Origin of the sequence: Mycolicibacterium sediminis (assembly GCF_010731735.1) — a bacterium.
In the GTDB taxonomy this organism is placed as follows: Bacteria; Actinomycetota; Actinomycetes; order Mycobacteriales; family Mycobacteriaceae; genus Mycobacterium; species Mycobacterium sediminis.
This window is the reverse complement of the sequence record NZ_AP022588.1, coordinates 2,698,649-2,719,435: the sequence shown is the minus strand read 5'-3', so window position 1 is coordinate 2,719,435 and position 20,787 is coordinate 2,698,649. Positions and strand designations below refer to the sequence as shown.

Annotated in this window: 24 protein-coding genes; 11 read left to right on the top strand and 13 right to left on the bottom strand. The window is 70.8% G+C overall.

From position 1 onward, the window contains the following. Nucleotides 1-15: 15 nt before the first annotated feature. Complete coding sequence (locus tag G6N64_RS13035; protein ID WP_163797442.1) at nucleotides 16-1,104, bottom strand: flavin reductase family protein; 1,089 nt, start codon at nucleotides 1,102-1,104, stop codon at nucleotides 16-18. A gap of 70 nt (nucleotides 1,105-1,174) precedes the next feature. Here G6N64_RS13035 and G6N64_RS13030 point away from each other — a divergent pair, with 70 nt between their 5' ends. Both G6N64_RS13030 and G6N64_RS13025 read left to right on the top strand, forming a co-directional pair. Continuing rightward, a complete protein-coding gene (locus G6N64_RS13030) occupies nucleotides 1,175-1,840 on the top strand; it encodes a TetR family transcriptional regulator (RefSeq protein WP_163797441.1) in 666 nt (221 codons plus the stop codon). Nucleotides 1,841-1,859: 19 nt separating this feature from the next. After that, on the top strand, nucleotides 1,860-2,645 hold the full coding sequence (locus G6N64_RS13025; protein WP_163797440.1) for an enoyl-CoA hydratase/isomerase family protein: 786 nt from the start codon (nucleotides 1,860-1,862) through the stop codon (nucleotides 2,643-2,645). Here G6N64_RS13025 and G6N64_RS13020 read toward each other — a convergent pair. From G6N64_RS13020 to G6N64_RS12995, 6 genes are read right to left on the bottom strand one after another with little or no spacing between them, the layout of a single operon-like run. Then, complete coding sequence (locus G6N64_RS13020) at nucleotides 2,642-3,412, bottom strand: SDR family NAD(P)-dependent oxidoreductase (RefSeq protein ID WP_163797439.1); 771 nt, start codon at nucleotides 3,410-3,412, stop codon at nucleotides 2,642-2,644. The two genes, G6N64_RS13025 and G6N64_RS13020, sit on opposite strands and share 4 nt — an antisense overlap. A gap of 24 nt (nucleotides 3,413-3,436) precedes the next feature. Next, on the bottom strand, nucleotides 3,437-3,817 hold the full coding sequence (locus tag G6N64_RS13015; protein WP_163797438.1) for a DUF1330 domain-containing protein: 381 nt from the start codon (nucleotides 3,815-3,817) through the stop codon (nucleotides 3,437-3,439). Then, complete coding sequence (locus G6N64_RS13010; protein WP_409370702.1) at nucleotides 3,814-4,062, bottom strand: RNA-binding protein; 249 nt, start codon at nucleotides 4,060-4,062, stop codon at nucleotides 3,814-3,816. The genes G6N64_RS13015 and G6N64_RS13010 overlap by 4 nt, the downstream gene beginning before the upstream one ends. 48 nt (nucleotides 4,063-4,110) lie before the next feature. Then, nucleotides 4,111-4,971 (bottom strand): pseudouridine synthase, encoded by an 861-nt coding sequence (locus G6N64_RS13005; protein WP_246231134.1) that lies wholly within the window; start codon nucleotides 4,969-4,971, stop codon nucleotides 4,111-4,113. Next, complete coding sequence (locus G6N64_RS13000) at nucleotides 4,968-6,743, bottom strand: glycerol-3-phosphate dehydrogenase/oxidase (RefSeq protein ID WP_246231133.1); 1,776 nt, start codon at nucleotides 6,741-6,743, stop codon at nucleotides 4,968-4,970. The genes G6N64_RS13005 and G6N64_RS13000 overlap by 4 nt, the downstream gene beginning before the upstream one ends. A 50-nt stretch (nucleotides 6,744-6,793) precedes the next feature. After that, a complete protein-coding gene (locus G6N64_RS12995; protein ID WP_163801715.1) occupies nucleotides 6,794-8,209 on the bottom strand; it encodes an NAD(P)H-quinone dehydrogenase in 1,416 nt (471 codons plus the stop codon). Nucleotides 8,210-8,268: 59 nt separating this feature from the next. On the opposite strand from G6N64_RS12995, the gene G6N64_RS12990 reads away from it, so the two are divergent. Further along, a complete protein-coding gene (locus G6N64_RS12990; RefSeq protein WP_163797437.1) occupies nucleotides 8,269-8,751 on the top strand; it encodes a gamma-glutamylcyclotransferase family protein in 483 nt (160 codons plus the stop codon). A gap of 9 nt (nucleotides 8,752-8,760) precedes the next feature. Here G6N64_RS12990 and G6N64_RS12985 read toward each other — a convergent pair whose 3' ends face one another. Together G6N64_RS12985 and G6N64_RS12980 are read right to left on the bottom strand one after the other, a co-directional pair. Further along, the gene (locus tag G6N64_RS12985) at nucleotides 8,761-9,930 is read right to left on the bottom strand and encodes a M20 family metallopeptidase (protein WP_163797436.1); all 1,170 of its coding nucleotides are present in this window, start codon (nucleotides 9,928-9,930) and stop codon (nucleotides 8,761-8,763) included. Then, nucleotides 9,927-11,111, bottom strand: a complete 1,185-nt coding sequence (locus G6N64_RS12980; RefSeq protein WP_163797435.1) for a M20 family metallopeptidase — start codon at nucleotides 11,109-11,111, stop codon at nucleotides 9,927-9,929. The genes G6N64_RS12985 and G6N64_RS12980 overlap by 4 nt, the downstream gene beginning before the upstream one ends. Before the next feature lie 58 nt (nucleotides 11,112-11,169). On the opposite strand from G6N64_RS12980, the gene G6N64_RS12975 reads away from it, so the two are divergent. Further along, on the top strand, nucleotides 11,170-11,973 hold the full coding sequence (locus tag G6N64_RS12975; protein ID WP_246231132.1) for a purine-nucleoside phosphorylase: 804 nt from the start codon (nucleotides 11,170-11,172) through the stop codon (nucleotides 11,971-11,973). Here the strand turns inward: G6N64_RS12975 and G6N64_RS12970 are convergent. After that, on the bottom strand, nucleotides 11,919-13,019 hold the full coding sequence (locus G6N64_RS12970) for an AbrB family protein (protein WP_163797433.1): 1,101 nt from the start codon (nucleotides 13,017-13,019) through the stop codon (nucleotides 11,919-11,921). The two genes, G6N64_RS12975 and G6N64_RS12970, sit on opposite strands and share 55 nt — an antisense overlap. Nucleotides 13,020-13,107: 88 nt before the next feature. Here G6N64_RS12970 and G6N64_RS12965 point away from each other — a divergent pair, with 88 nt between their 5' ends. Beyond that, nucleotides 13,108-13,539, top strand: a complete 432-nt coding sequence (locus G6N64_RS12965) for a MarR family winged helix-turn-helix transcriptional regulator (protein ID WP_163797432.1) — start codon at nucleotides 13,108-13,110, stop codon at nucleotides 13,537-13,539. Between the two features lie 4 nt (nucleotides 13,540-13,543). Further along, nucleotides 13,544-15,064, top strand: coding sequence for a phospho-sugar mutase (locus G6N64_RS12960; protein WP_163797431.1), 1,521 nt, complete (start codon nucleotides 13,544-13,546; stop codon nucleotides 15,062-15,064). 104 nt (nucleotides 15,065-15,168) lie between these two features. Here the strand turns inward: G6N64_RS12960 and G6N64_RS12955 are convergent, their stop codons facing one another. Both G6N64_RS12955 and upp read right to left on the bottom strand, forming a co-directional pair. Beyond that, nucleotides 15,169-15,534: a hypothetical protein gene (locus G6N64_RS12955; protein ID WP_163797430.1), complete on the bottom strand. Its 366-nt coding sequence runs from the start codon at nucleotides 15,532-15,534 to the stop codon at nucleotides 15,169-15,171. A 66-nt stretch (nucleotides 15,535-15,600) separates the two neighbouring features. Beyond that, the gene (upp, locus tag G6N64_RS12950; protein WP_163797429.1) at nucleotides 15,601-16,224 is read right to left on the bottom strand and encodes a uracil phosphoribosyltransferase; all 624 of its coding nucleotides are present in this window, start codon (nucleotides 16,222-16,224) and stop codon (nucleotides 15,601-15,603) included. A gap of 50 nt (nucleotides 16,225-16,274) precedes the next feature. Here upp and G6N64_RS12945 point away from each other — a divergent pair, with 50 nt between their 5' ends. Together G6N64_RS12945 and G6N64_RS12940 are read left to right on the top strand one after the other, a co-directional pair. Continuing rightward, complete coding sequence (locus tag G6N64_RS12945) at nucleotides 16,275-16,571, top strand: type VII secretion target (protein ID WP_246231131.1); 297 nt, start codon at nucleotides 16,275-16,277, stop codon at nucleotides 16,569-16,571. A gap of 14 nt (nucleotides 16,572-16,585) precedes the next feature. Beyond that, complete coding sequence (locus G6N64_RS12940) at nucleotides 16,586-17,656, top strand: C40 family peptidase (RefSeq protein ID WP_163797427.1); 1,071 nt, start codon at nucleotides 16,586-16,588, stop codon at nucleotides 17,654-17,656. Nucleotides 17,657-17,663: 7 nt separating this feature from the next. On the opposite strand, the gene G6N64_RS12935 is transcribed toward G6N64_RS12940, so the two are convergent. Further along, a complete protein-coding gene (locus G6N64_RS12935) occupies nucleotides 17,664-18,662 on the bottom strand; it encodes a zinc-binding alcohol dehydrogenase family protein (RefSeq protein ID WP_163797426.1) in 999 nt (332 codons plus the stop codon). Nucleotides 18,663-18,852: 190 nt separating this feature from the next. Here G6N64_RS12935 and G6N64_RS12930 point away from each other — a divergent pair, with 190 nt between their 5' ends. The 3 genes from G6N64_RS12930 (at nucleotide 18,853) to satS (ending at nucleotide 20,760) form a co-directional block, all read left to right on the top strand. Further along, on the top strand, nucleotides 18,853-19,242 hold the full coding sequence (locus tag G6N64_RS12930; protein WP_163797425.1) for a winged helix-turn-helix transcriptional regulator: 390 nt from the start codon (nucleotides 18,853-18,855) through the stop codon (nucleotides 19,240-19,242). Nucleotides 19,243-19,340: 98 nt separating this feature from the next. Continuing rightward, nucleotides 19,341-19,472 carry a hypothetical protein gene (locus G6N64_RS30505; protein ID WP_264002121.1) on the top strand — a complete coding sequence of 44 codons (132 nt, stop codon included), beginning with the start codon at nucleotides 19,341-19,343 and terminating at the stop codon, nucleotides 19,470-19,472. Between the two features lie 34 nt (nucleotides 19,473-19,506). Next, on the top strand, nucleotides 19,507-20,760 hold the full coding sequence (gene satS / locus G6N64_RS12925) for a protein export chaperone SatS (protein ID WP_163797424.1): 1,254 nt from the start codon (nucleotides 19,507-19,509) through the stop codon (nucleotides 20,758-20,760). Nucleotides 20,761-20,787: the final 27 nt, after the last annotated feature.

Here is a 20,787-nt window from a genome sequence, read left to right as displayed (position 1 = left end):
GGTCGGAAAGCGTGATTAGAGGGCGACTTCGACGTCACCGACGGGAGCGGTGACGCAGATCTGCACGTCCTCCTCGTCGGTCGTCGACACGGCGCCGGTGATGAGATTGCGGACGGCACCACTGGTCTTGCGGCGGGTGCAGGTGTGGCAGATGCCCATCCGGCACCCGCTCTGGGGGGTGAGGCCCGCGGACTCGGCCTGCTCGAGCAGCGAGCGGCCGTCGTCGGTGACGTCGACGTCGCTGTCGGCGAACGTGACCTGCCCACCGGACGCCTCGACGTCCACGGTGAACACCGGGGGCACGAAGCTCTCCCACAGCGCGTCGGGGCAGATTTCCCGGACGGCGTCGACCAGTGCGGTCGGCCCGCAGACGAAGACTGCGTCGGGCGAATCCATCGCCGCAGCCAGATGCTCGGCGCCGAAGCGGCCGACGAGATCGCCCGGGTCGACGCTGCGGGTGTAGCCGTGCAGCACCCGCACGCCGTGCAGCGTGGCCAGCTCCTCGCGGTAGCACGCCTCGTCCGCCGAGCGCGCGTAGTGCACGAACGCGATCTCGGCCCCGGCCTGCTCGGCGTGCCCCTCGGCGATCAGCGTGCGGAGCATCGACATCACCGGGGTGATGCCGCTACCGCCGGAGACGAAGAGGATGCGCTTGGGCCGCACCGCCGGGAGTACGAAGTCCCCGCCGGAACCCTCGAGCCCGACGACCATGCCGGGCTGAGCGTTGCGGTAGAGGTGCTCGGAGACGACGCCGCCGTCGTGCACGCCGACGGTCAGCTCGATGAGCCGGCGGTTCTCGCCGCTCGCCGGCGAATAGCAGCGGGTCTGCCTGCGGCCGTCGACCTCGACGGTGAGGTTGACGTGCTGGCCGGCACGCAGCGGCGGGCCGGCGGTGAACACGGCGTTCGGTTCGAGCGTCAGGGTGACGCTGCGCGGTGTGTCGCGCCGGACGTGCACGACCTTGGCACGGGCATCGCCGAGGGTCCAGGTGGGTTCCACCAGCTCGGTGTAGCGGTCGACGCCGTGCGGTCCGGTCAGGAGGTCCACCAGCGATGAGCGCAGCACTCGATCGCGGAGGCGCAGCTTCGGGGTTTGAGTGAACATGTGTATACCGTGCGCTTCATCGGCGCAGATCGCAAGAGCTTTCTGCAGGTTGTGGTAGGGTTCACAACCGGTGAACAGTCGTACTCCTAAATCACACTCGTCGCGCGTTCCGCGGGACGGCGCCTCGCGTGAAGAACGCAAGGAAGCCACCCGCCGGGCCATCATCGCCGGTGCGCTACGACTCCTCGAGGAACGCAGCTTCAGCGCACTGAGCCTCCGAGAGGTGACGCGTGAGGCCGGGATCGTGCCGGCCGCGTTCTACCGGCACTTCGAATCCATGGACGCCCTGGGACTCGTGCTCATCGACGAGTCGTTCCGCGCCCTGCGCGACATGCTGCGCGGCGCGCGCGCCGGCAAGCTCGACCCGAACCGGGTCATCGAGTCGTCGGTCGACATCCTCATCGCGGGCGTCAACGAGCGGCGCGAGCATTGGCGGTTCATCGGCCGCGAGCGCAACAGCGGGGTCACCGTCCTGCGCTACGCCATCCGCACCGAGATCCGGCTGATCACCTCCGAACTCGCCATCGACCTGGCCCGCTTCCCCGGGCTGAACACCTGGAGCAGCGAGGACCTCAACATCCTGTCGACGCTGTTCGTCAACGCGATGATCTCGATCGCGGAATCCGTCGACGACGCGCACGATGCCGCCGCGCTCGAGGACATCCGGGCGACGGCCGTCCGGCAACTACGCCTGATCGTCGTCGGCATCTCGGGGTGGGACAGCAACGCCGGTTGAGCCGCAATAGGGTCGCGAGATGGCGAACCTCCACCTCACCCGCCCTCGGCCCGACGTCCTGCTGGTCACCCTCGACCGGCCCGACAGGCTGAATGCCCTCGATCACGGCCTCGTCGAGGATCTGCACAGGGTGCTGGACGACCTGCGCGCCGACGACGAGTGCCGCGTCGTGGTGCTGACCGGCGCGGGACGCGGGTTCTGTTCCGGGCTCGACCTCACCGAGCCGTTCCCCGAGGACGCGACGGCCGGACTGGAGTTCCCGCGGTCGAGCATGCGGTGGCAGGAGCGCATCGCCGAACTGGTACTCAAGCTGAGCCGTCTCCGACAGACCGTGATCGCAGCGGTCAACGGCCCCGCCTACGGCGGCGGTTTCGCACTGGCGCTCGCATCGGACATCCGCGTGGCATCCGACTCCGCCCAGTTCTGCACCCAGTTCATCAAGCTCGGCCTCGGCGGGTGTGACATCGGGGTCAGCTACACGCTGCCCCGCATCGTCGGCGCCGGGCAGGCGTTCGACCTGATCCTGACCGCCCGCACCGTCGACGCCCCCGAGGCCCTGCGACTGGGCCTGGTGTCACGCGTCTCCGAGGGATCGGTGGTCGACGACGCCCTCGCCATCGCCGAGACGCTGTGCGGCTACGGCAAGTTCGGCCTCGAGTCCACCAAGCAGGTGCTGTGGGCCAATCTGGACGCGCCCGGCCTCGATGCCGCACTGCAGGTGGAGAACCGGAGCCAGATCCTGGCATCGACCAGCGGTGAGTTGCGCGCGGCCGCCGCGGCCTTCGCCGACCGCAGGAAGCCCTAGCGCGGGGTCCCGCCGCCGTCGACGATGATGACCGTTCCCGTCATGTAACTGCCTGCGTCCGAACACAACAGCAGTGCCGCGCCCACCATCTCGTCCGCTGTGGCGAGGCGCTTGACGAGCGTTCCGCCCACCATGTGGTCGATCGCCTGCTGCGGGTTGTTGCGCATCATGTCGGTGTCGACCGGCCCTGGCGCGATGGCGTTGACGCGGATGCCGTCTGCGACGAACTCGGCGGCCATCGCCCTGGTGAACGCCATCATCGCGGCCTTCCCCGCCGCGTACATCGACATCGTCGGCGCGAAGTTGAACGCCCCCACCGACACCATGTTGAGGACGGCGGCATGCTCGCTGCGCCTGAGGTGCGGCAATGCCTTCTGCACGAGGAACACCGGACCGCGCACGTTCACGTCGTGCGACTTGGTCCACGCCTCGGTCGTCATGTCGCCGATGGGCTGCGCGAGCGCGTTGGCGGCGTTGTTCACCAGCACGTCGAGACCACCGAACTCCGCGACGGTGCGATCCACGAGCGCCCCGAGGTCGTCGACGCTGCCGGCGTGCGTCGGCACGCCGATCGCCTGCCCGCCGAGTGCGCGCAGGTGCGCGGCGGCCTCCTCGCAGGAGTCGGCCTTGCGGCTGGCGACGACGACGCGTGCGCCGGCGAGGACGAAGCCCTCCGCCAGCGCGAGGCCGATGCCCCGGGTACCGCCGGTCACCACGACGGTGCGGTCGGTCATGTCGAAGAGGCGGTCGAAGGAGGTGCGATCCATCGGGTCAGTAGACCACGTGCGCCGTCAGTCGGTCAGCGACCAGACCGACGTCGCCACCAGGTCGCCGTACTCCAGCGCAGCCGAGCGGTGTTCGTGGACGTCGGCGTAACCGGGGCCCGCCACCATGTCGAGAAACGCGGCGGGAGAGGGGTATTCGACCACCAGGATCGCGTCCCACCCCGGCCGCTCGCCGTGCCCGATGACCGTCGCCGGCGAGGTGCCTGCGTACCGCACGGTCGCACCGACCCGCTGGATGTGCGGGACCACCTCCCGGGCGTAGCGCAGGTAGCGCTCACGGCCACCGTCGACGTGGAAGGTCAGCAGGTTCACCATCACCACCGGCTCGTCCGCAGGCCGGGCGGCCAGTGCCGCGAGCTGCTCCGGGGTGGGGTCCAGCCGGCTCACACGCAGCCGCTGACGGTGACCCTGCGCCCGAAGCCCGCACACACGCTCACGTTGGGCAGCGGCGGAGGTGGCGGCGCGAGAGCGTCGTTCAGTTCGTAGAGCGGGTCCGAGCACCCGCTGACGTCCACGTGGCGACCACCGATCGACCCGCAGATGGCGTCGGCATCGGGAGCCTGGGCCACGGCCAGTCCCGCGGCGAAGAACGCGCCGACGGCGCACGCGACCACTGCCTGCTTCGCATTCACCCGATCATCCTGCGCGCACGACGGGCTCCGCACGCGTGATTCGTCGATCTAGATCGACCTGGACGTCGTGAAGGCGCGCGGCTCCCCCGTCGTCGGATCGCGGAACTCGAGTCGCTGTGCCAGCAGCCGCAGCGGCCGCGAGAAGTCGCCCACCTCCACGTCGGCGACGTCCGGATAGAGCGGGTCACCGTTGATCGGCAGGCCGATGGACGCCATGTGCAGCCGGAGTTGGTGTGTGCGTCCCGTGGTGGGGGTCAGCCGGTACAACCCGTCGCCGAGGTGCTCGACCCGGGTCTCCGCGTTCGGCTCCCCGCTTTCCTCGAACGCCTGCAAGATGCTGCGCTCCTTGCGGATCCGGCTACGCAGCGTGATCGGGAACTCGCGCGCGGGATCCACCCCCGCCCGCGCCAGGTAGGTCTTGCGCACCTCGCCGCGGGCGAACATCGTCTGGTAGGCGCCGCGCACCTCGCGGCGCGCCGTGAACAGCAGCACGCCGGCGGTGAGCCGGTCCAGCCGGTGTGCCGGGCTCAACTCGGGCAGGTCGAGGGAACGGCGCAACCGCACCAGCGCGGTCTGCACGACGTGGGCACCCCTGGGCATCGTCGCCAGGAAGTGCGGCTTGTCGACCACCACGACGTCGTCGTCACGGTGCAGGATCGGCAGGTCGAACGGGACCTCGACCTCGTCGGGCAGGTCGCGATACAGGTAGACGAACGCACCGGCGGGCAACACGGTGGTCTCGTCGAGCACCTCGCCGCCGACCGAGAACACCTCGCCCGCACGCACTTTGGCGCCCGAGGAGAACCGACGCTCGAACTCGTCGACCAGCAGGCCGCCGTGCACCCGCACCCGCGCCGGCCCCAGGCCGTCGCGCACGGGCAGCGGTGCTCGAGCCCGCCCGCGGCTCACGTCAGCGGCACCGGTTCCAGGATCTCGGCGCGCGCCTCGGGCGCGGCGGCCCGCAACGCGTCGGCTGCCTGGTCGTCGGGTTCCTGCTGCGACTTCACCTCGGCGTCGACGCGCGCGAGGTAGGTCTCCACCTCGCGGTCGACGTCCTCGGCGCTCCACCCCAGGACCGGCGCGACCACGTCGGCGACCTCTCGGGCGCAGTCGACGCCGCGGTGCGGGTACTCGATCGAGATGCGCATCCGCCGCGCCAGGATGTCCTCGAGGTGCAACGCGCCCTCGGCGGCCGCGGCGTAGTAGGCCTCGACCTTGAGGTACACCGGCGCCTCGGTGATCGGCGTCAGTAGGTCCGGCTTGCCCTCGGCCATGGCCAGTACCTCGCCGATCAGCGAGCCGTACCGGTCCAGCAGGTGGCGCACGCGGTAGGGGTGCAGGCCGTAGTGCGCCCCGACGTGCTCGGTCTGATTGATCAGGGCGAAGTAGCCGTCGGCGCCCATCAGGGGCACCTTCTCGGTGATCGAGGGGGCGACGCGCGTCGGCACGAACTCCGCCGCTGCGTCGATCGCGTCCTCGCCCATGACGCGGTAGGTCGTGTACTTGCCGCCTGCGATCGCGACCAGTCCGGGCGAGGGCGTCGCGACGGCGTGTTCGCGCGACAGCTTCGAGGTCTCCTCGCTCTCCCCCGCCAGCAGCGGTCGCAGTCCCGCGTAGACGCCGTCGATGTCGTCGTGCGACAGCGGCGTGGCCAGCACCGTGTTGACGGTGCCGAGGATGTAGTCGATGTCCGCCTTCGTCGCGGCGGGGTGGGCCAGGTCGAGATTCCAGTCGGTGTCGGTGGTCCCGATGATCCAGTGCGTGCCCCACGGGATGATGAACAGCACCGACTTCTCGGTGCGCAGGATGATCGCGACCTCGCTGACGATCCGGTCCCGCGGCACCACGATGTGCACGCCCTTCGACGCACGCACCCGGAACCGCCCGCGCTGCTTGGACAGTGCCTGGATCTCGTCGGTCCACACCCCGGTCGCGTTGACGACGACGTGTCCGCGCACGGTGGTGACCGCGCCGTTCTCGGAGTCGCGCACGCGGACACCGGTGACCCGGTCACCTTCGCGCAGCAGCGACACCACCTGCGTCGATGTGCGCACCACGGCGCCGTAGTGACCCGCGGTGCGCGCCACCATCATGGTGTGCCGGGCGTCGTCGACGACGGTGTCGTAGTAGCGGATGCCGCCGATCAGCGAGTTGCGCTTGAGCCCGGGCGCCAAGCGCAGGGCGCCGCCCTTGAGCAGGTGCTTCTGAGCGGGAACCGACTTCGCGCCGCCGAGCTGGTCGTAGAGGAAGATGCCGGCGGCGATGTAGGGCCGCTCCCACAGCCGCTTCGTCAGGGGGAACAGGAACGGCAGCGGCTTCACCAGGTGCGGCGCGAGCGTCGTCAGGGACAGCTCGCGCTCGTGCAGGGCCTCGCGGACCAGACCGAACTCCAGCTGCTCGAGGTAGCGCAGCCCGCCGTGGAACATCTTGGAGCTGCGGCTCGACGTGCCCGACGCGAAGTCGCGTGCCTCGACGAGCGCGACCTTCAGGCCGCGGGTCGCGGCGTCCAGGGCCGCTCCGGCGCCCACCACCCCGCCACCGATGACGACGACGTCGAACTGCTCGCTGCCCAACCGGTCCCAGGCGCGTGCGCGCTGCTCGGGACCGAGGAAGGTTTGCCCGTTACCCGGACCTGGGATCGAATCGCCCGTGCCTGTGGTTCGCTCGCAAGCTTCGCTCACGTGAGAGGCTCCTAGTTACTCGTCAGTACGACACCACCAGGCTAGCCGCATCAGTCCAAGTCGTCGTGCGTCATCAAGCGGCGGGCCGTCTCGACCGTCGACCCCGACAGCGACGGATACACCGACAGCGTCTGTGCCAGATCGGTCACCGACAGGTTGTTCTGCACCGCCAGCGCGATCGGCAGGATCAGTTCCGAGGCGATCGGCGCGACCACGACACCGCCGATCACGACGCCGGTGGCGGGCCGGCAGAAGATCTTCACGAAACCACGCCGCAGCAGCGACATCTTCGCTCGCGCGTTCGTGGTCAGCGGCAGCATCAGCGTCCGCGCGGGCACGGTGCCGTCGTCGATCTTGGTCTGGGGCACCCCGACGGCGGCGATCTCGGGGCGGGTGAACACCGCCGCGGCGACGGTGCGCAGCCGGATCGGCGAGACGCCCTCGCCGAGCGCGTGGTACATCGCGATGCGGCCCTGCATGGCCGCGACCGATGCGAGCGGGAGCAGGCCGGTGCAGTCGCCGGCGGCGTAGATGCCGGACGCGGCGGTACGTGAGACGCGATCCACCCCGATGTAGTTGCCGGGCTTGAGTTCGATGCCGACGCGTTCGAGGCCCAGGCCGCTGGTGTTCGGCACCGACCCGACCGTCATCAGGGCGTGGCTGCCCTCGACGGTGCGGCCGTCGGCGATGGCCACCTTCACGCCGTCCGCCGTCCGGGTCACCGAATCGGCGCGCGCGTTCTTCACCAGGCGCACGCCACGTTCGGCGAACGCCTCCTCCAGTACGGCCGCGGCGTCGGAGTCCTCGTGCGGCAGGATCTGGTCGCGGCTGGCGACCACGGTCACCTTCACGCCCAGTTCGGTGTACGCGCTGCAGAACTCGGCGCCGGTCACGCCGGACCCCACGATGATGAGGTGCTCGGGCAGTTCCGTCAGGTCGTAGAGCTGCCGCCAGTTGAGGATGCGCTCGCCGTCCGGGCGGGCGTTGGGCAGCACCCGCGGACTCGCACCCGTCGCGATCAGCACGACGTCGGCCTTGAGCGTGCCCACCTTTCCGTCGGGCGTGGTCACCCTGACGCGATGGTGCGCCATGCCCGGCACGTCGTCGACCAGTTCACCGCGACCCTGGACCACGGTGACGCCGTCGCGCAGCAGGTTCGACCCGATGTCGGCCGACTGCGACCGGGCCAGCGTCTTCACCCGGTTGTGGATCTGCGACAGGGAGATCTTCGCGTCGTCGATGTCCATGTCGAAGCCGAGACCGTTCGCGCGCCGCAGTTCGGTGCGCACGCCGGTCGAGGCGATGAACGTCTTCGACGGCACGCAGTCCCACAGCACGCACGCGCCGCCGATGCCGTCGGAGTCGACGACGGTGACCTGCGCGACCTCGGGGCCGCGGGCCGCCGCGACGAGTGCTGCTTCGTAGCCGGCGGGGCCACCACCGATGATCGCGATGCGGGTAACCACGGTCACCATCTAACCCCGTGTCGCCACCCCCATGCCCGTCAACCCTTAGGCTTGCCCCCGTGCCGCTCTACGCCGCTTACGGATCGAACATGCATCCGGAGCAGATGCTTCAGCGCGCCCCGCATTCGCCGGTGGCGGGTACCGGCTGGCTGAACGGCTGGCGGTTGACGTTCGGCGGCGCGGACATCGGCTGGGAGGGCGCGCTCGCCACCCTCGTCGAGGATCCCGACTCCAAGGTGTTCGTCGTGCTCTACGACATGACACGGGAGGACGAGGAGAACCTCGACCGCTGGGAGGGTTCCGAACTCGGCTTCCACAAGAAGATCCGCTGCCGGGTGCACCGCCTGTCGTCCGACACCGACAGCACCGACCCCGTGCTGGCCTGGCTCTACGTCGTCGACGCGTGGGAGGGCGGCATCCCGTCGGCGCGCTACCTCGGCGTCATGGCCGAGGCCGCTGAGATCGCAGGCGCACCCGAGGCGTACGTCCGCGACCTACGGACCCGTCCGTCGAGCAACGTCGGGCCCGGCACGCAACTCTGAACGCCGCGCTCAGACCGCTGCGCTGCGCTCCACGATGTTCGCGAGGACACGCACGCCCACGGCCAGCGCCCGCTCGTCGAGGTCGAACGTCGGCTGGTGCAGGTCCAACTGCGGGCCCTGACCGGACCACACCCCGAGCCGTGCCATCGCACCCGGCACCTCCTCGAGGTACCAGGAGAAGTCCTCCCCGCCACCGGACTGCCGGGTGTCGGCGAGCGCATCCGGGCCGACGTCCTCGATGGCGTGGGTGAGGATGCGCGTCGAGACCTCCTCGTTGACCACGGGCGGGACGCCGCGGCGGTAGTTCACCGCATACTGCACCTGCAGCGGCGCGAGCAGCGACGCGACGATCTCGCCGACGAGGTCCTCCATGCCCACCCAGGCCTCGCGGCTGGCGGTGCGGATGGTGCCCGCCACCGACCCCGACTGCGGGATCGCGTTGGCGGCGACGCCTGCGTTCACCGCGCCCCACACCATGACCGTGCTGTTGCGCGGGTCGGCGCGGCGGGACAGCACGCCGGGCACGCCCGTGATCAGCGTGCCGAGCGCGTACACCAGGTCGCCCGTCAGGTGCGGCCGGGACGTGTGCCCGCCGGGCGACTGCAGCGTGATCTCGATCTGGTCGGCGGCCGAGGTGATCGGTCCGGCGATGGTGGCCACCTTGCCGACCGCGAGCCGAGGGTCGCAGTGCAGCGCGAAGATCCGCGTGACGCCGATCAGCGCACCGGCGGCGACCGCGTCGATGGCGCCGCCGGGCATCAGTTCCTCGGCGGGCTGGAAGATCAGCCGGACGCCGATGGGCAGCTCCGGCGCGGACGCCAGTGCCAGCGCGGTGCCCAGCAGGACCGACGTGTGACCGTCGTGACCGCAGGCGTGTGCCACCCCGGGTACCGCGGACGCGAACGGGAGATCGGTGCGCTCGGCCATCGGCAGCGCGTCCATGTCGGCGCGCAACGCCACCCGCGGTCCGCCCTCGGGGCCGAAGTCGCACGTGAGACCGGTGCCACCGGGCAGCACCTTGGGGTTGAGGCCGGCGTCGGCGAGGCGCGAGGCGACGAACTGCGTCGTCCCGAATTCCTGGCGGCCCAGCTCGGGGTTGGCGTGGATGTGTCTGCGCCAGGCGATCAGATCGCCCTCGTGCTCGGCCAACCACGCGTCGACGTATCCGCTGAGACTCATGACGCCGCCCGTCGTTCCTGCCGAGCCAGCACGCGTTCGCGCTCGACCGGCGATTCGGCCAACCGGACCACCGTGCGGGCCAGCATGACGGCACCCTCGATCACGGCCTCGTCGGCGCTGGGGCCGGCGGCGGCCGCGGCGAAGGCGGGCTGGTGCACCGATGCGCCGCCCGCGTCGATACCGACGATCGGGTGGATGCCGGGAAGGATCTGCGTCACGTTCCCCATGTCCGTGCTACCCAGCGGGAACGCCGCCTCGACGTCCGCGCCGACGGGGCTGCGGCCCACCCGCACCATCTCCTCGCGGAAGACGTCGGCGAGCCATCGGTCGGGGTTGAGTTCGTGGTACGCGGGCTCGGTGGGCTCGATCCGGTGCTCGCAGCCGGTGGCGATCGCGCCGGCGAGGAAGCAGTCGGTGATCCGGCCCTCCAGTTCGCGCAGGGACTCCGCGTCGTTGGCGCGCATCGTGTACGCCATCTCCGCACGGCCGGGGATGACGTTGGTGGCCTGGCCGCCGACGGTGACGATGCCGTGGGCCATCTGACCCGGGGCCATCTGCTGTCGCAGCAGGCCGATCGCGACCTGCGCCACGGTGATCGCGTCGGCGGCGTTGAGGCCGAGGTACGGCGCGACGGCGGCGTGCGCCTCCCTGCCGAGGTAGGTGACCAGGACCTGCGACAGCGCCAGCGAACGGGCGCGGGCGATGTCGAGCGGGCCGGGGTGCAGCATTACCGACGCGGCGACGTCGTCGAACACGCCCGCGTTCATCATCAGCACCTTCCCGCCGCCCGCCTCCTCGGCGGGTGTGCCGAGCAGGACGACCTTGATGCCCAGCTGTCCGGCGACGTCCGCGAGCGCGAGCGCGGTGCCGACCGCCGATGCCGCGATGACGTTGTGCCCGCAGGCGTGCCCGATCTCGGGAAGCGCGTCGTATTCGGCGCAGACCCCGATGACCAGCGCTCCGTCGCCGAACTCGGCGCGGAACGCGGTGTCCAGGCCACCCGCGGCGGCCGTGATCTCGAAACCGCGCTCCGCGACCAGCGCCTGGGCCTTCGCGCAGCTGCGGTACTCCGCGAAGGCGAGTTCGGGTTCGGCGTGGATCGAGTGCGACAGCTCGACGAGGTCACTGCGACGGTGCCGGACGGTCTCCTCCACGATCGTCGACGCGCTGGCAGTGGACATGACTCGCAGTATCTCACCGCGCTTCGGATGGTCGCGGTGCCGGTTAGGCTCCCTGGCTGTGAGCGACCATCGATCCCCCTCGGACGCAGCGGCGGCAGCCGCCGAGGAACTGCTGCGGCGGACGGGTGTGGATGCCTTCGACGTGGCCGTCGTGCTCGGTTCGGGCTGGGCGCCCGCGGCCGACGCCCTCGGCGACGCGCAGGCGGTGGTTCCGATGGCGGATCTGCCCGGCTTCACCCCTCCCAGCGCGGCGGGCCACGGCGGCGAGGTGCGGGCCCTGACGCTCGGCGACACGCGAGTCCTGGTGCTGCTCGGCCGCATTCACGCCTACGAGGGACACGACCTGCGCCACGTCGTCCACCCGGTGCGCACGGCGTGTGCGGCCGGTGCGTCAGCGGTGGTGCTGACCAACGCGGCCGGTGGCCTGCGCTCGGAGTACACCGTCGGGCAGCCGGTCCTGATCGGCGACCACCTCAATCTGACGGCCCGGTCCCCGCTGGTCGGCGCGCAGTTCGTGGACATGGTCGACGCGTACTCGCCGCGGCTGCGGGCGCTGGCCCGCGGCGTGGATCCGACGTTGACCGACGGCGTGTACGCCGGTTTGCCGGGGCCGCACTACGAGACGCCCGCCGAGATCCGCGCCCTGCGCACCCTCGGCGCGGACCTCGTCGGAATGTCGACGGTGCACGAGACGATCGCCGCCCGCGCCGCGGGTGCCGAGGTGCTGGGCGTGTCTCTGGTGACCAACCTCGCGGCAGGCATGACGGGCCTGCCGCTGTCGCACGACGAGGTCCTCGAGGCGGGACGTCAGTCGGCGACGCGGATGGGTTCCCTGCTCTCCGAGGTGGTCGCCGGGCTGTAGCGCAGCCGCCGGGTGGCGGCGACGAGGCCGCGTGCCAGCAGGGGTGCTGCGAACAGCATCAGCAGGACGCGCACGACCTGCGCCGCGACGATGAACGTGACGTTGGAGCCCGTCTCCACCGCCGTGGCGAGGACGGCGTAGATGCCGCCCGGGCTGGTGGAGAGGTAGCCCTCCAGCAGGCTGATGCCGGAGACGTGGGCCAGCAGGACGCCGAGCCCGGCGCAGGCCACGTTGAGGAAGACGATGAGGCCGAGCGCGGCGGGTAGGGCGCGGCCGATCGACCGGATCGACTCCCGGGTGAAGGACACCCCCGCCTGCCACCCGATCACGGCGTAGCCCACCTGTACCAGCACCAGCGGCACCGCGAGGCCGAGTGACGTGCCGGTCAGTTCCAGGGCGATCGTGATGGCCATCGGGCCCAGCAGTCCGGCGCCGGGAAGTCGGACGAGCCGACCGACCGTCGCTCCGACCAGGACGATGACGGCCATCAGCCCGATGCTGAGATACCAGGGCAGCGCGTCGGTTTGGGCCGGCGGCGCGGCGTCGGCGGTCTTCTCGGCGTGGTAGACGAACGTGACCACGAGCGGCATCGACGCGGTGATGAGCGCCACCCGCAGGTACTGGACGACGGCGACCACTCGGTCGTCACCACCGAGTTCGCGGGCGATGGCGACGAGCCCCGACGCGCCGCCCGCGACGAGGGCGAGCGCCCCGGTCAGCGGGGTCACGTCGCGGTGCAGACCGAGCAGTGCGCCGGCGACGATGCTCAGCGCCAACGTGGCGACGGCCACGCCGAGCACGATGGCCCAGTCCGGCCCGAGCGCGTCGATGGCATCGCGGTGGACCATCGTGCCGATGTAGATGCCGAGGACTCCCTGGGCGGCGAGGCCGGCCGTGCGGGGAACGGCCTTCGGGGCCAGCGACGTCATGGCCAGCACGATGCCGACCAGCAGCGCCGCGAAGAGCGCCGCGGACGGCACGCCGACCAGTGTGAGCGGCACGGTCACGGCGACCGTGACCGCCGCCAACAACGCCCATCTCAGCATGAAGCCAAGTATGCACTTCGCATTTCACGATCGCAATCCGCGTGTCCGCTGTTCACTTTCCAGTAATACCAAGTCTAAACTTGGCATCATGGAGACACCGTCGGCGACCGAACTGCGGGAATCGGTCGTGGCCCTCACCCGCCAGCTGCGCAGACACCGATCGGACAACGGCCTCACCCTCAGCCAGATGCAGACCCTCGGCGATGCCAGCCGGCTGGGCGTCACCACGCCCGCCGAACTGGCGGCGAGGCTGGGCGTGCGGGTGCAGTCGCTGACCGACGGGCTGAACGAACTCGAGACCCGGGGACTCATCTCCCGCCGAGCGGACTCCCAGGATCGGCGACGCCAGCTCGTGGAACTCACCGACGAGGGCCGCACGCTGCTCGCCGCCGACCGCGCCGAGCGGGACGCATGGCTGCAGGACGCGATGGCACGCACCCTGACCGATCTCGAGGCCAACCTGCTGATGCTCGTCGCGCCGGTGCTCCGCAAGCTGGCCGATGCCGACACCGCACAATGAGTCCATGACCGACGAGCCCCTGGTGTTCGGCACCGCAGGACTGCGCGGCCCCATGCGGGACGGACCAGGCGGCATGAACGTCGAGACCGTGACGCGGGCGACCTGGGGGCTGGGCACAGTGTTGCGCGACCGCGGTCTCGGCGGATCGACGGTGATCGTCGGCCGCGATGCCCGGCACCAGTCCGACGACTTCGCCATCGCGACCGCGGAAGTGCTTGCCGGTCACGGTTTCTCGGTCGTACTGCTACCTGATCCCGCCCCGACGCCGGTGCTCGCCTACGCCGTTCGCGAGCGGAGCGCCGTGGCCGGCGTCCAGATCACGGCGTCGCACAATCCCGCGGCGGACAACGGGTACAAGGTGTTCGGCGAAGGTGGCATGCAGATCGTCGGCCCGACCGACCGCGAGATCGAGACCGCGATGGCCCGCGCCCCCGTGGCCGTCGACCGTGCGGAGGTCGACCCCGTCGGCACCGAGCTGATCCACTCCTACGTCCGACGCGCGGCGACGGTGCGGCGCACCGACGGTGACGTCAGGGTGGCGTTGACGGCGATGCACGGCGTCGGGGGCGAGGTCGCGTTGCAGGTGCTGCACGAGGCGGGCATCCGCGACGTGCACGTGGTGGCGGAGCAGTTCGCGCCCGACCCGGACTTCCCCACCGTCTCCTTTCCAAATCCCGAGGAGCCGGGAGCCACCGACCTGCTGCTCGCGCTGGCCGCCGACAAGGACGCCGACGTCGCGATCGCCCTGGACCCCGACGCCGACCGGTGCGCGGTGGGCATCCCGACCGACACCGGCTGGCGGATGCTGTCCGGCGACGAAACCGGTTGGCTGCTCGGCGATTACGTGCTGTCTCAACTGGGATCGGGCATGGCGGCGAACTGCGTGGTGGCGAGCACGGTGGTGTCGTCGCGCATGCTGGCGGCGATCGCCGCTGCGCACCGCGCGACGCACGTCGAGACGCTCACCGGTTTCAAGTGGCTGGCCCGGGCAGACTCGGACCTGCCCGGCAAGACCCTGGTCTACGCCTACGAAGAGGCGATCGGGCACTGTGTGGACCCGTCGGCGGTGCGGGACAAGGACGGCATCACCGCGGCGGTGCTGGCGTGCGATCTGGTCGCCGCGCTGCGTCGGGACGGCGGCACAGTGCCCGATGCGCTGGCGATGCTGTTCCGTCGGCACGGCGTGCACGCGACCGGCGCGGTCTCCCGGCGGTTCGACGACGTCGACGAGGCGCGGTCGGTCATGGCGCGGCTGCGCGAGTCCCCGCCCGCCGAACTCATGGGCCATGCGCTGACGGTCGACGACCTGGCGCAGCGGAGCGGGCAGCAGCAGACCGACGCGCTGGTTCTATCAGGGGGCGACGCCGTCACGTCGGTGCGCGTCGTGGTCCGGCCGTCCGGTACCGAGCCGAAGTTGAAGTCCTACCTCGAAGTTCGGCTCGCGCCCCGCGACGACGTGGCCGCCGCCACCGCCGAGGCCGAAGGACTGCTCGCCGCGATGGTCGAGGCCGTTCGCGGTTGGTGATGCGTGTGGGGTGCGCCCGCCGTCGAGTGAGCGCTCAGCGTCACCCCCACTCGCACTTTCCCCGCGCCAGCGCTATCTCGACACACGGGCTGACGTCAGGCCCCTCAGATCATGCCGGGCGTACCGATCCCGCCCATCCCGCCGATCATCGGCGGCGGGGGCGGCGGGCTGCCCGCGGCGGTCCCGTCGGCGTTGATGCTCCCCGGAAGGCCGCTGCCCACGGGCGGCGGCGTCGGTGGGGCGAACGGGCCGCCGGAGCACACCGCGTCCGCCGGCGACATCGCGCACTGCGGATCGGCGGGACTCGTCGGGATACCGAACGGACCACCCTCGCAGGACGCGAGATACGGCTCCACGAAGCAATTTCCATCGTCCGATCGAGGCGCCGCGTCGGCCGGAGCCGCCATCCCGAATAGTCCGGCGACGATGGCGAACCCCGTGACCGCAGCGCGCGATCGAATACCAGTCATGCACACGATGGTCGCACGCCACCTCGCCTCCCAGGACGGGTCCCGTACACGGCCAACCAAATCCGCTCAGCGCGGCCCGAATTGCCGATCGCCGGCGTCGCCGAGCCCGGGCACGATGTAGGCGACGTCGTTCAGCCCGTCGTCGATCGACGCCGTGACGAGCTTCAGGTCCGGCACCACCCGCTCCAGCGCCGCGATGCCCTCCGGCGCACACACCACGCACACCGCCGTGATGTCGACCGCCCGACGGGCCTTCAGCAGTCCCAGGGTGTAGGCCATCGACCCACCCGTCGCCAGCATCGGGTCGAGCACCATCACGGGCTGCGAACTCAGGTCGTCGGGCAGCGACTCGAGGTACGGCGTCGGCTGTGCGGTCGTCTCGTCGCGTGCCACGCCGACGAAGCCCACCCGAGCCTCCGGGATCAGCGCGTGCGCCTGGTCCACCATGCCGAGCCCCGCCCGCAGCACCGGCACCAGCAGTGGCGGCGCGGCCAGCCGCGAACCGGTCGTGTCCGTCAGCGGCGTGCGTACCGACATCGTGGCCGACGCGGCATCCCGGGTCGCCTCGTAGACGAGCATCAGCGTCAGATCCCGCAGTGCCGCGCGAAACCCGGCATTGTCGGTCCGCTCGTCACGCAGCGTGGTGAGTCGCGCAGCGGCCAGAGGGTGATCGATGACCCGGACGTCCATGCGCACGAACCCTAATGGAACCGATCGCGTCCGACCCGCGTCCTAACGACGTGCACGCTGACATTCCCGCGCTTCGCGAACTCGCCACGGCCCACGCCCGCCACGCCGCCGACCTTCAGGACGTCGCGGCCCGACTGAGCGCGCTCACCCCGCAGCCGGAGGCCTTCGGCCCGATCGGGGCGCGCTTCCTCACGGCACTGGTCGAGGCCGTCGGGCGCGACGCCGATTCCGCCAGCGCTCTGTCGACCCGTCTGAACGACGGCTCGAGCGCCGCGACGGCGACCGCGACGTCCTACGACGACGCCGATCAGCGGGCCGGCCGGACCGTCGGATCCCTCGGGGTCTGACGGTGCCCGGCACGATGGCGTCGGCCCTCTCGGCGCCGCTGCACGAGATGCGCGCGATGATCGGCACGGGCGCCGACGGCCTCGGCCCGGCACTCGACGCGGTGCGGACCGGGCTGGCCACGATCTCCCGGGACGTCTCCGCCGCCTCCACCGGCGTGCGGTGGACGGGCGCCGCCGCCGACGCCGCCCGCGACGTCACCCTCGCCACCGTCGCGGCGATCGACGCCCTGGGCGAACGCGCGGAACGGCTGGGGGCGGCGGCGACCGCGGCCTCCGACGCCGTGGTCCGCGCGCGGGCACGCATCGACGCGATCATCGAGGAGTTCGAGGCTCGGGCGTTGGCGACCGACCCCGACGATCCCGGCGAGATGGCCGAACTCGTCGAGCACGCACGCAGAGCCCAGGACGAGGCCCGGTCGGTGCTGAGCGACCTCACCGGCGAACTCGACGCGCGGGCGGCGACCGTCGAATCGACGGGATCGACCACCCCGGCGGCCGGCGGCCCGACCGGCTCGTCCCCGTGGTCCGGCCTCGGTTCGGGCGTCGCGGCGGCGGCACCGCTCACGTCGGCCGCGGCGTCGGGCCTGCGCTCGTCGGCGGGGAGCGCGGTACCGGCCGCGCACACCGCCGGCGGTCGAGGGAGCCCTAGCGGTACGCGCCGGCCCACACCGAGTCCCGACTCCTTCGGCAGCGACACGACCGTCACCCTTCCCGACGGCGCCACCGCGTCCGCGCCCAACGCCGTCGCCGCCAGCGCCGTCCGGCACGCGCTGACCCAACTCGGCGTGCCCTACGACTGGGGTGGCACGACACCCGGCGTCGGCCTCGACTGCAGCGGACTCACCCAGTGGGCGTACGGGCAGGCCGGATTGGATCTGCCACGGCTCGCGCAGGAACAGGACATCGGGGCCGCCGTCAGCCGCGACGACCTCCGTCCGGGTGACCTCGCCGTGTGGGACGGCCACGTCGCGATGGTCGCCGGAGACGGCCTGATGGTCGAAGCGGGTGACCCCGTCAAGCTCTCCCCCATCCGAACGACCAACGCGGGACAGGGATTTCAAGGCTTCTGGCGCCCGACGGCCTGAGTGACGATCAGCGGTGCACGACCACCTTGCCGACCATCCGGCCCGACTCGACGAGCCGGTGCGCCTCGCGCAACCCCTTGGCGTCGAAGCCTGCGATGGCGGTGGTGAGCGTGGTCCGCAGGTCTCCGGCGTCGACCATCGCCGCCGCATCGGCGAGCATGCGGCCCTGAGCCTCCATGTCGACGCCGAACATCGACCGGGTGAACATCAGCTCCCAGTGCCACGCGATGCTCTTCGCCTTGAGCGCCACCAGCTCCAGACCCTCGGGCTCGTCGATCGCGGTGACGTGGCCGAAGGGCCGGACGATGTCGGCGTAGACGTCGACGTTGCCCGCCGAGTGCGGCGAGAACACGTAGTCGACGCCGTCGGGCGCGACCTCGAGGGTCTGGTCGCGAAGGTGGTGATGGTCGACGACCGCGTCGGCACCCATGTCGAGCGCCCACGCACGCGAGGCGTCGCGGCTGGCCGTGCCGATCACCCGCACGCCCGTGCGTCGCTTGGCCAGCTGAATCAGGACGGACCCGACACCGCCCGCGGCCCCCAACACCAGCAGGTCGCCGGTCGTCTCGCTCGTCATGCAAAAGCGCTCGGACAGCGTCTCCCACGCGGTGATCGTGGTGAGCGGGAGCGCGGCCGCCTCGACGAAGCCCAGCGACGCCGGCTTGCGTGCGACGATCCGCTCGTCGACGGCGTGGAACTCGCCGTTGCTTCCCTGGCGGGTGACGTCACCGGCGTACCAGACCTCGTCGCCGACCTCGAACATCGTGGCCTCCGAGCCGACCGCGTGCACGACACCCGCCGCGTCGAAGCCGAGGATGGTCGGTTCCGAGGACGGCCGCATGCCGGTGCGCCGCTTCACGTCGACGGGATTCACCGAGACGGCCTCCACTCGGACGAGGACGTCCCGCGGCCGAAGCTCGGGGATCGGGACCTCGACATCCTGCAGCGCGTCCGGGGAATCGATCGGCAGGCCGGCATGGGAGCCGACCGCGGTCATCGTGGTCATGTCGTCTCGTCCTGTATCTCGTGCGGTGCCACGGGTCGTCGGTCGGAGACCCCGACCGCGATCGGATGCTATGCCCGCGATGCCGGTGTCCCGCAAGGACGGTTGCTTCCCTCGCGGGAAGCCGTGCAGCTGACGCGGCCACTACGATCCGAACGAAAGCATTACTGGTCACGGGTTCGAAGGAGACGACATGGCACGGCCATGCCCGAACGGTCGACACGACCATCACGACGTCTACTCCGCGACCTGCCCGTGCCGGGCGCTGCTCGACCTGCTGGCGAACAAGTGGTCGGCTCTGATCATCGGTCTCCTCGACGACCACGGGCCGATGCGCTTCACCGCGGTGCAGACCGCGCTGCCCGGAGTCGGCGCGAAGATGCTCACCCAGACCCTGCGGCGACTCGAGGCCGCATCGTTGGTGACGCGCACGATCTACGCGGAGGTGCCCCCGCGGGTGGAGTACGAGCTGACCGATCTCGGCGTCGACGTCTCGGGACCGCTCGGCGCCTTACGCGCTTGGGCGGAGGACAACGTCGACCGCATCGAGGCGCTCGACGGCAATTGGCTGCAGCCCACCTGAGCAGTATGCCCGAAGGTCGTCGTTAGCCGTTCTCTCAGGTTTGCTGACGACGATGGCGAGGTACACCGCACCCGAACCTCGACCATGGGAGCACCGTCATGATCCTCGGCACGAACTACCGCTTCGGCGCCGGCGCGTACCTCCTCCTGGTCAGTGTCGCGGGGTGGATGGCGTCGGTGAACCGCCCCGATCCGAACGCTCCGGGAGAGCGCCAGCCGCGGAGGCCGTGACCCCTGCACGAGCGGCGTCGTTAGGCTGTGCCGCATGGCTGCGGAAATCGTGCCGGTTCGGCTCGGGCTGACCAAGGGCGACCTGTACACACTGTGGGCTCCGTCGTGGCGAGACGCCGACGACGAATGGCAGGGGTTCCTGGGTAAGGACGAGGATCTCTACGCGTTCGAGACGGTCGCCGACCTCGTCGCGTTCGTCCGCACCGACACGGACAACGATCTCACCGATCACCCCGCCTGGCCGGCGCTGACCGAGGCCAACGCGCACCTGTGCGACCCGGACGAGGACCACCTCTACGACCTGATCGGCGTCATCGACACCGCCGCCGAGAAGCCGACCGAGGCGTCCGTCAGGTCGCTGCTGCGCTCGCTGTCGATCGTGCAGTCGCTCGGTTCGGTGTGCGACCTGGTGGCGGTGGCGAAGTTCTTCAACGGCAATCCCGTCCTCGGCTCGCTCGGCGGCGGCATCGAGGCCTTCGAGGGACGGCCGGGCAAGAAGCGCTGGGCCGAGATCGGCACGGTCATCGGCCGCGGCTGGGAGTCGGTACTCGACGCCATCGACGAGCTGGTCACCACGCCCGACGTCGACACCACGGCCGCCGAGAAGGCCGAGGCCGAACTCGCCGAGCCCGCCCCCGAGCGCGAAGAAGAGGACGAGCCGGTGATCGACGACGTCGTCGACACCGACGAGGAAGAGGACGAACTCGCGGCGCACGCCCAGGACAAGGTGCTCGGCGGCGACGAGGACTTCTGGACCCAGGTCGGCATCGACCCCATCCGGATCATGAGCCGCGGCGGCACCTATTACACGCTGCGCTGCTACCTGGACGACGAGCCCCGCTTCCTCGGCCGCAACGGCCGCATCAGCGTGTTCGGCTCGGAACGGGCCCTCGCCCGGTACCTCGCCGACGAGCACGAGAGCGATCTGTCCGAACTCGCCACCTACGACGACGTCCGCACCGCCGCCACCGACGGCTCCCTGGAGATCGCGGTGACCGACGACAACGTGTACGTGCTCACTGGTCTCGCCGACGACATCGCCGACGGACCCGACACCATCGACCGCGAACAGCTCGAACTCGTCGTCGAACTGCTGCGCGACGTCAGCGACTACGCCGAGGACACCACGGTCGACGCGGCGCTGGACGCCGATCAGCCGCTGGGCCGGTTCGTCTCCTACGCGTTGGACCCGAGTTCCGTGTCGAAGCCCACCGGGCCGTACGCCAAGGCCGTCGCACAGTGGGAGCAGCTGGAGAACTTCGTCGAGTCGCGGCTGCGCGCCGAGTAGGCGTCGCTCGCGATGAGTTCCCGGCCC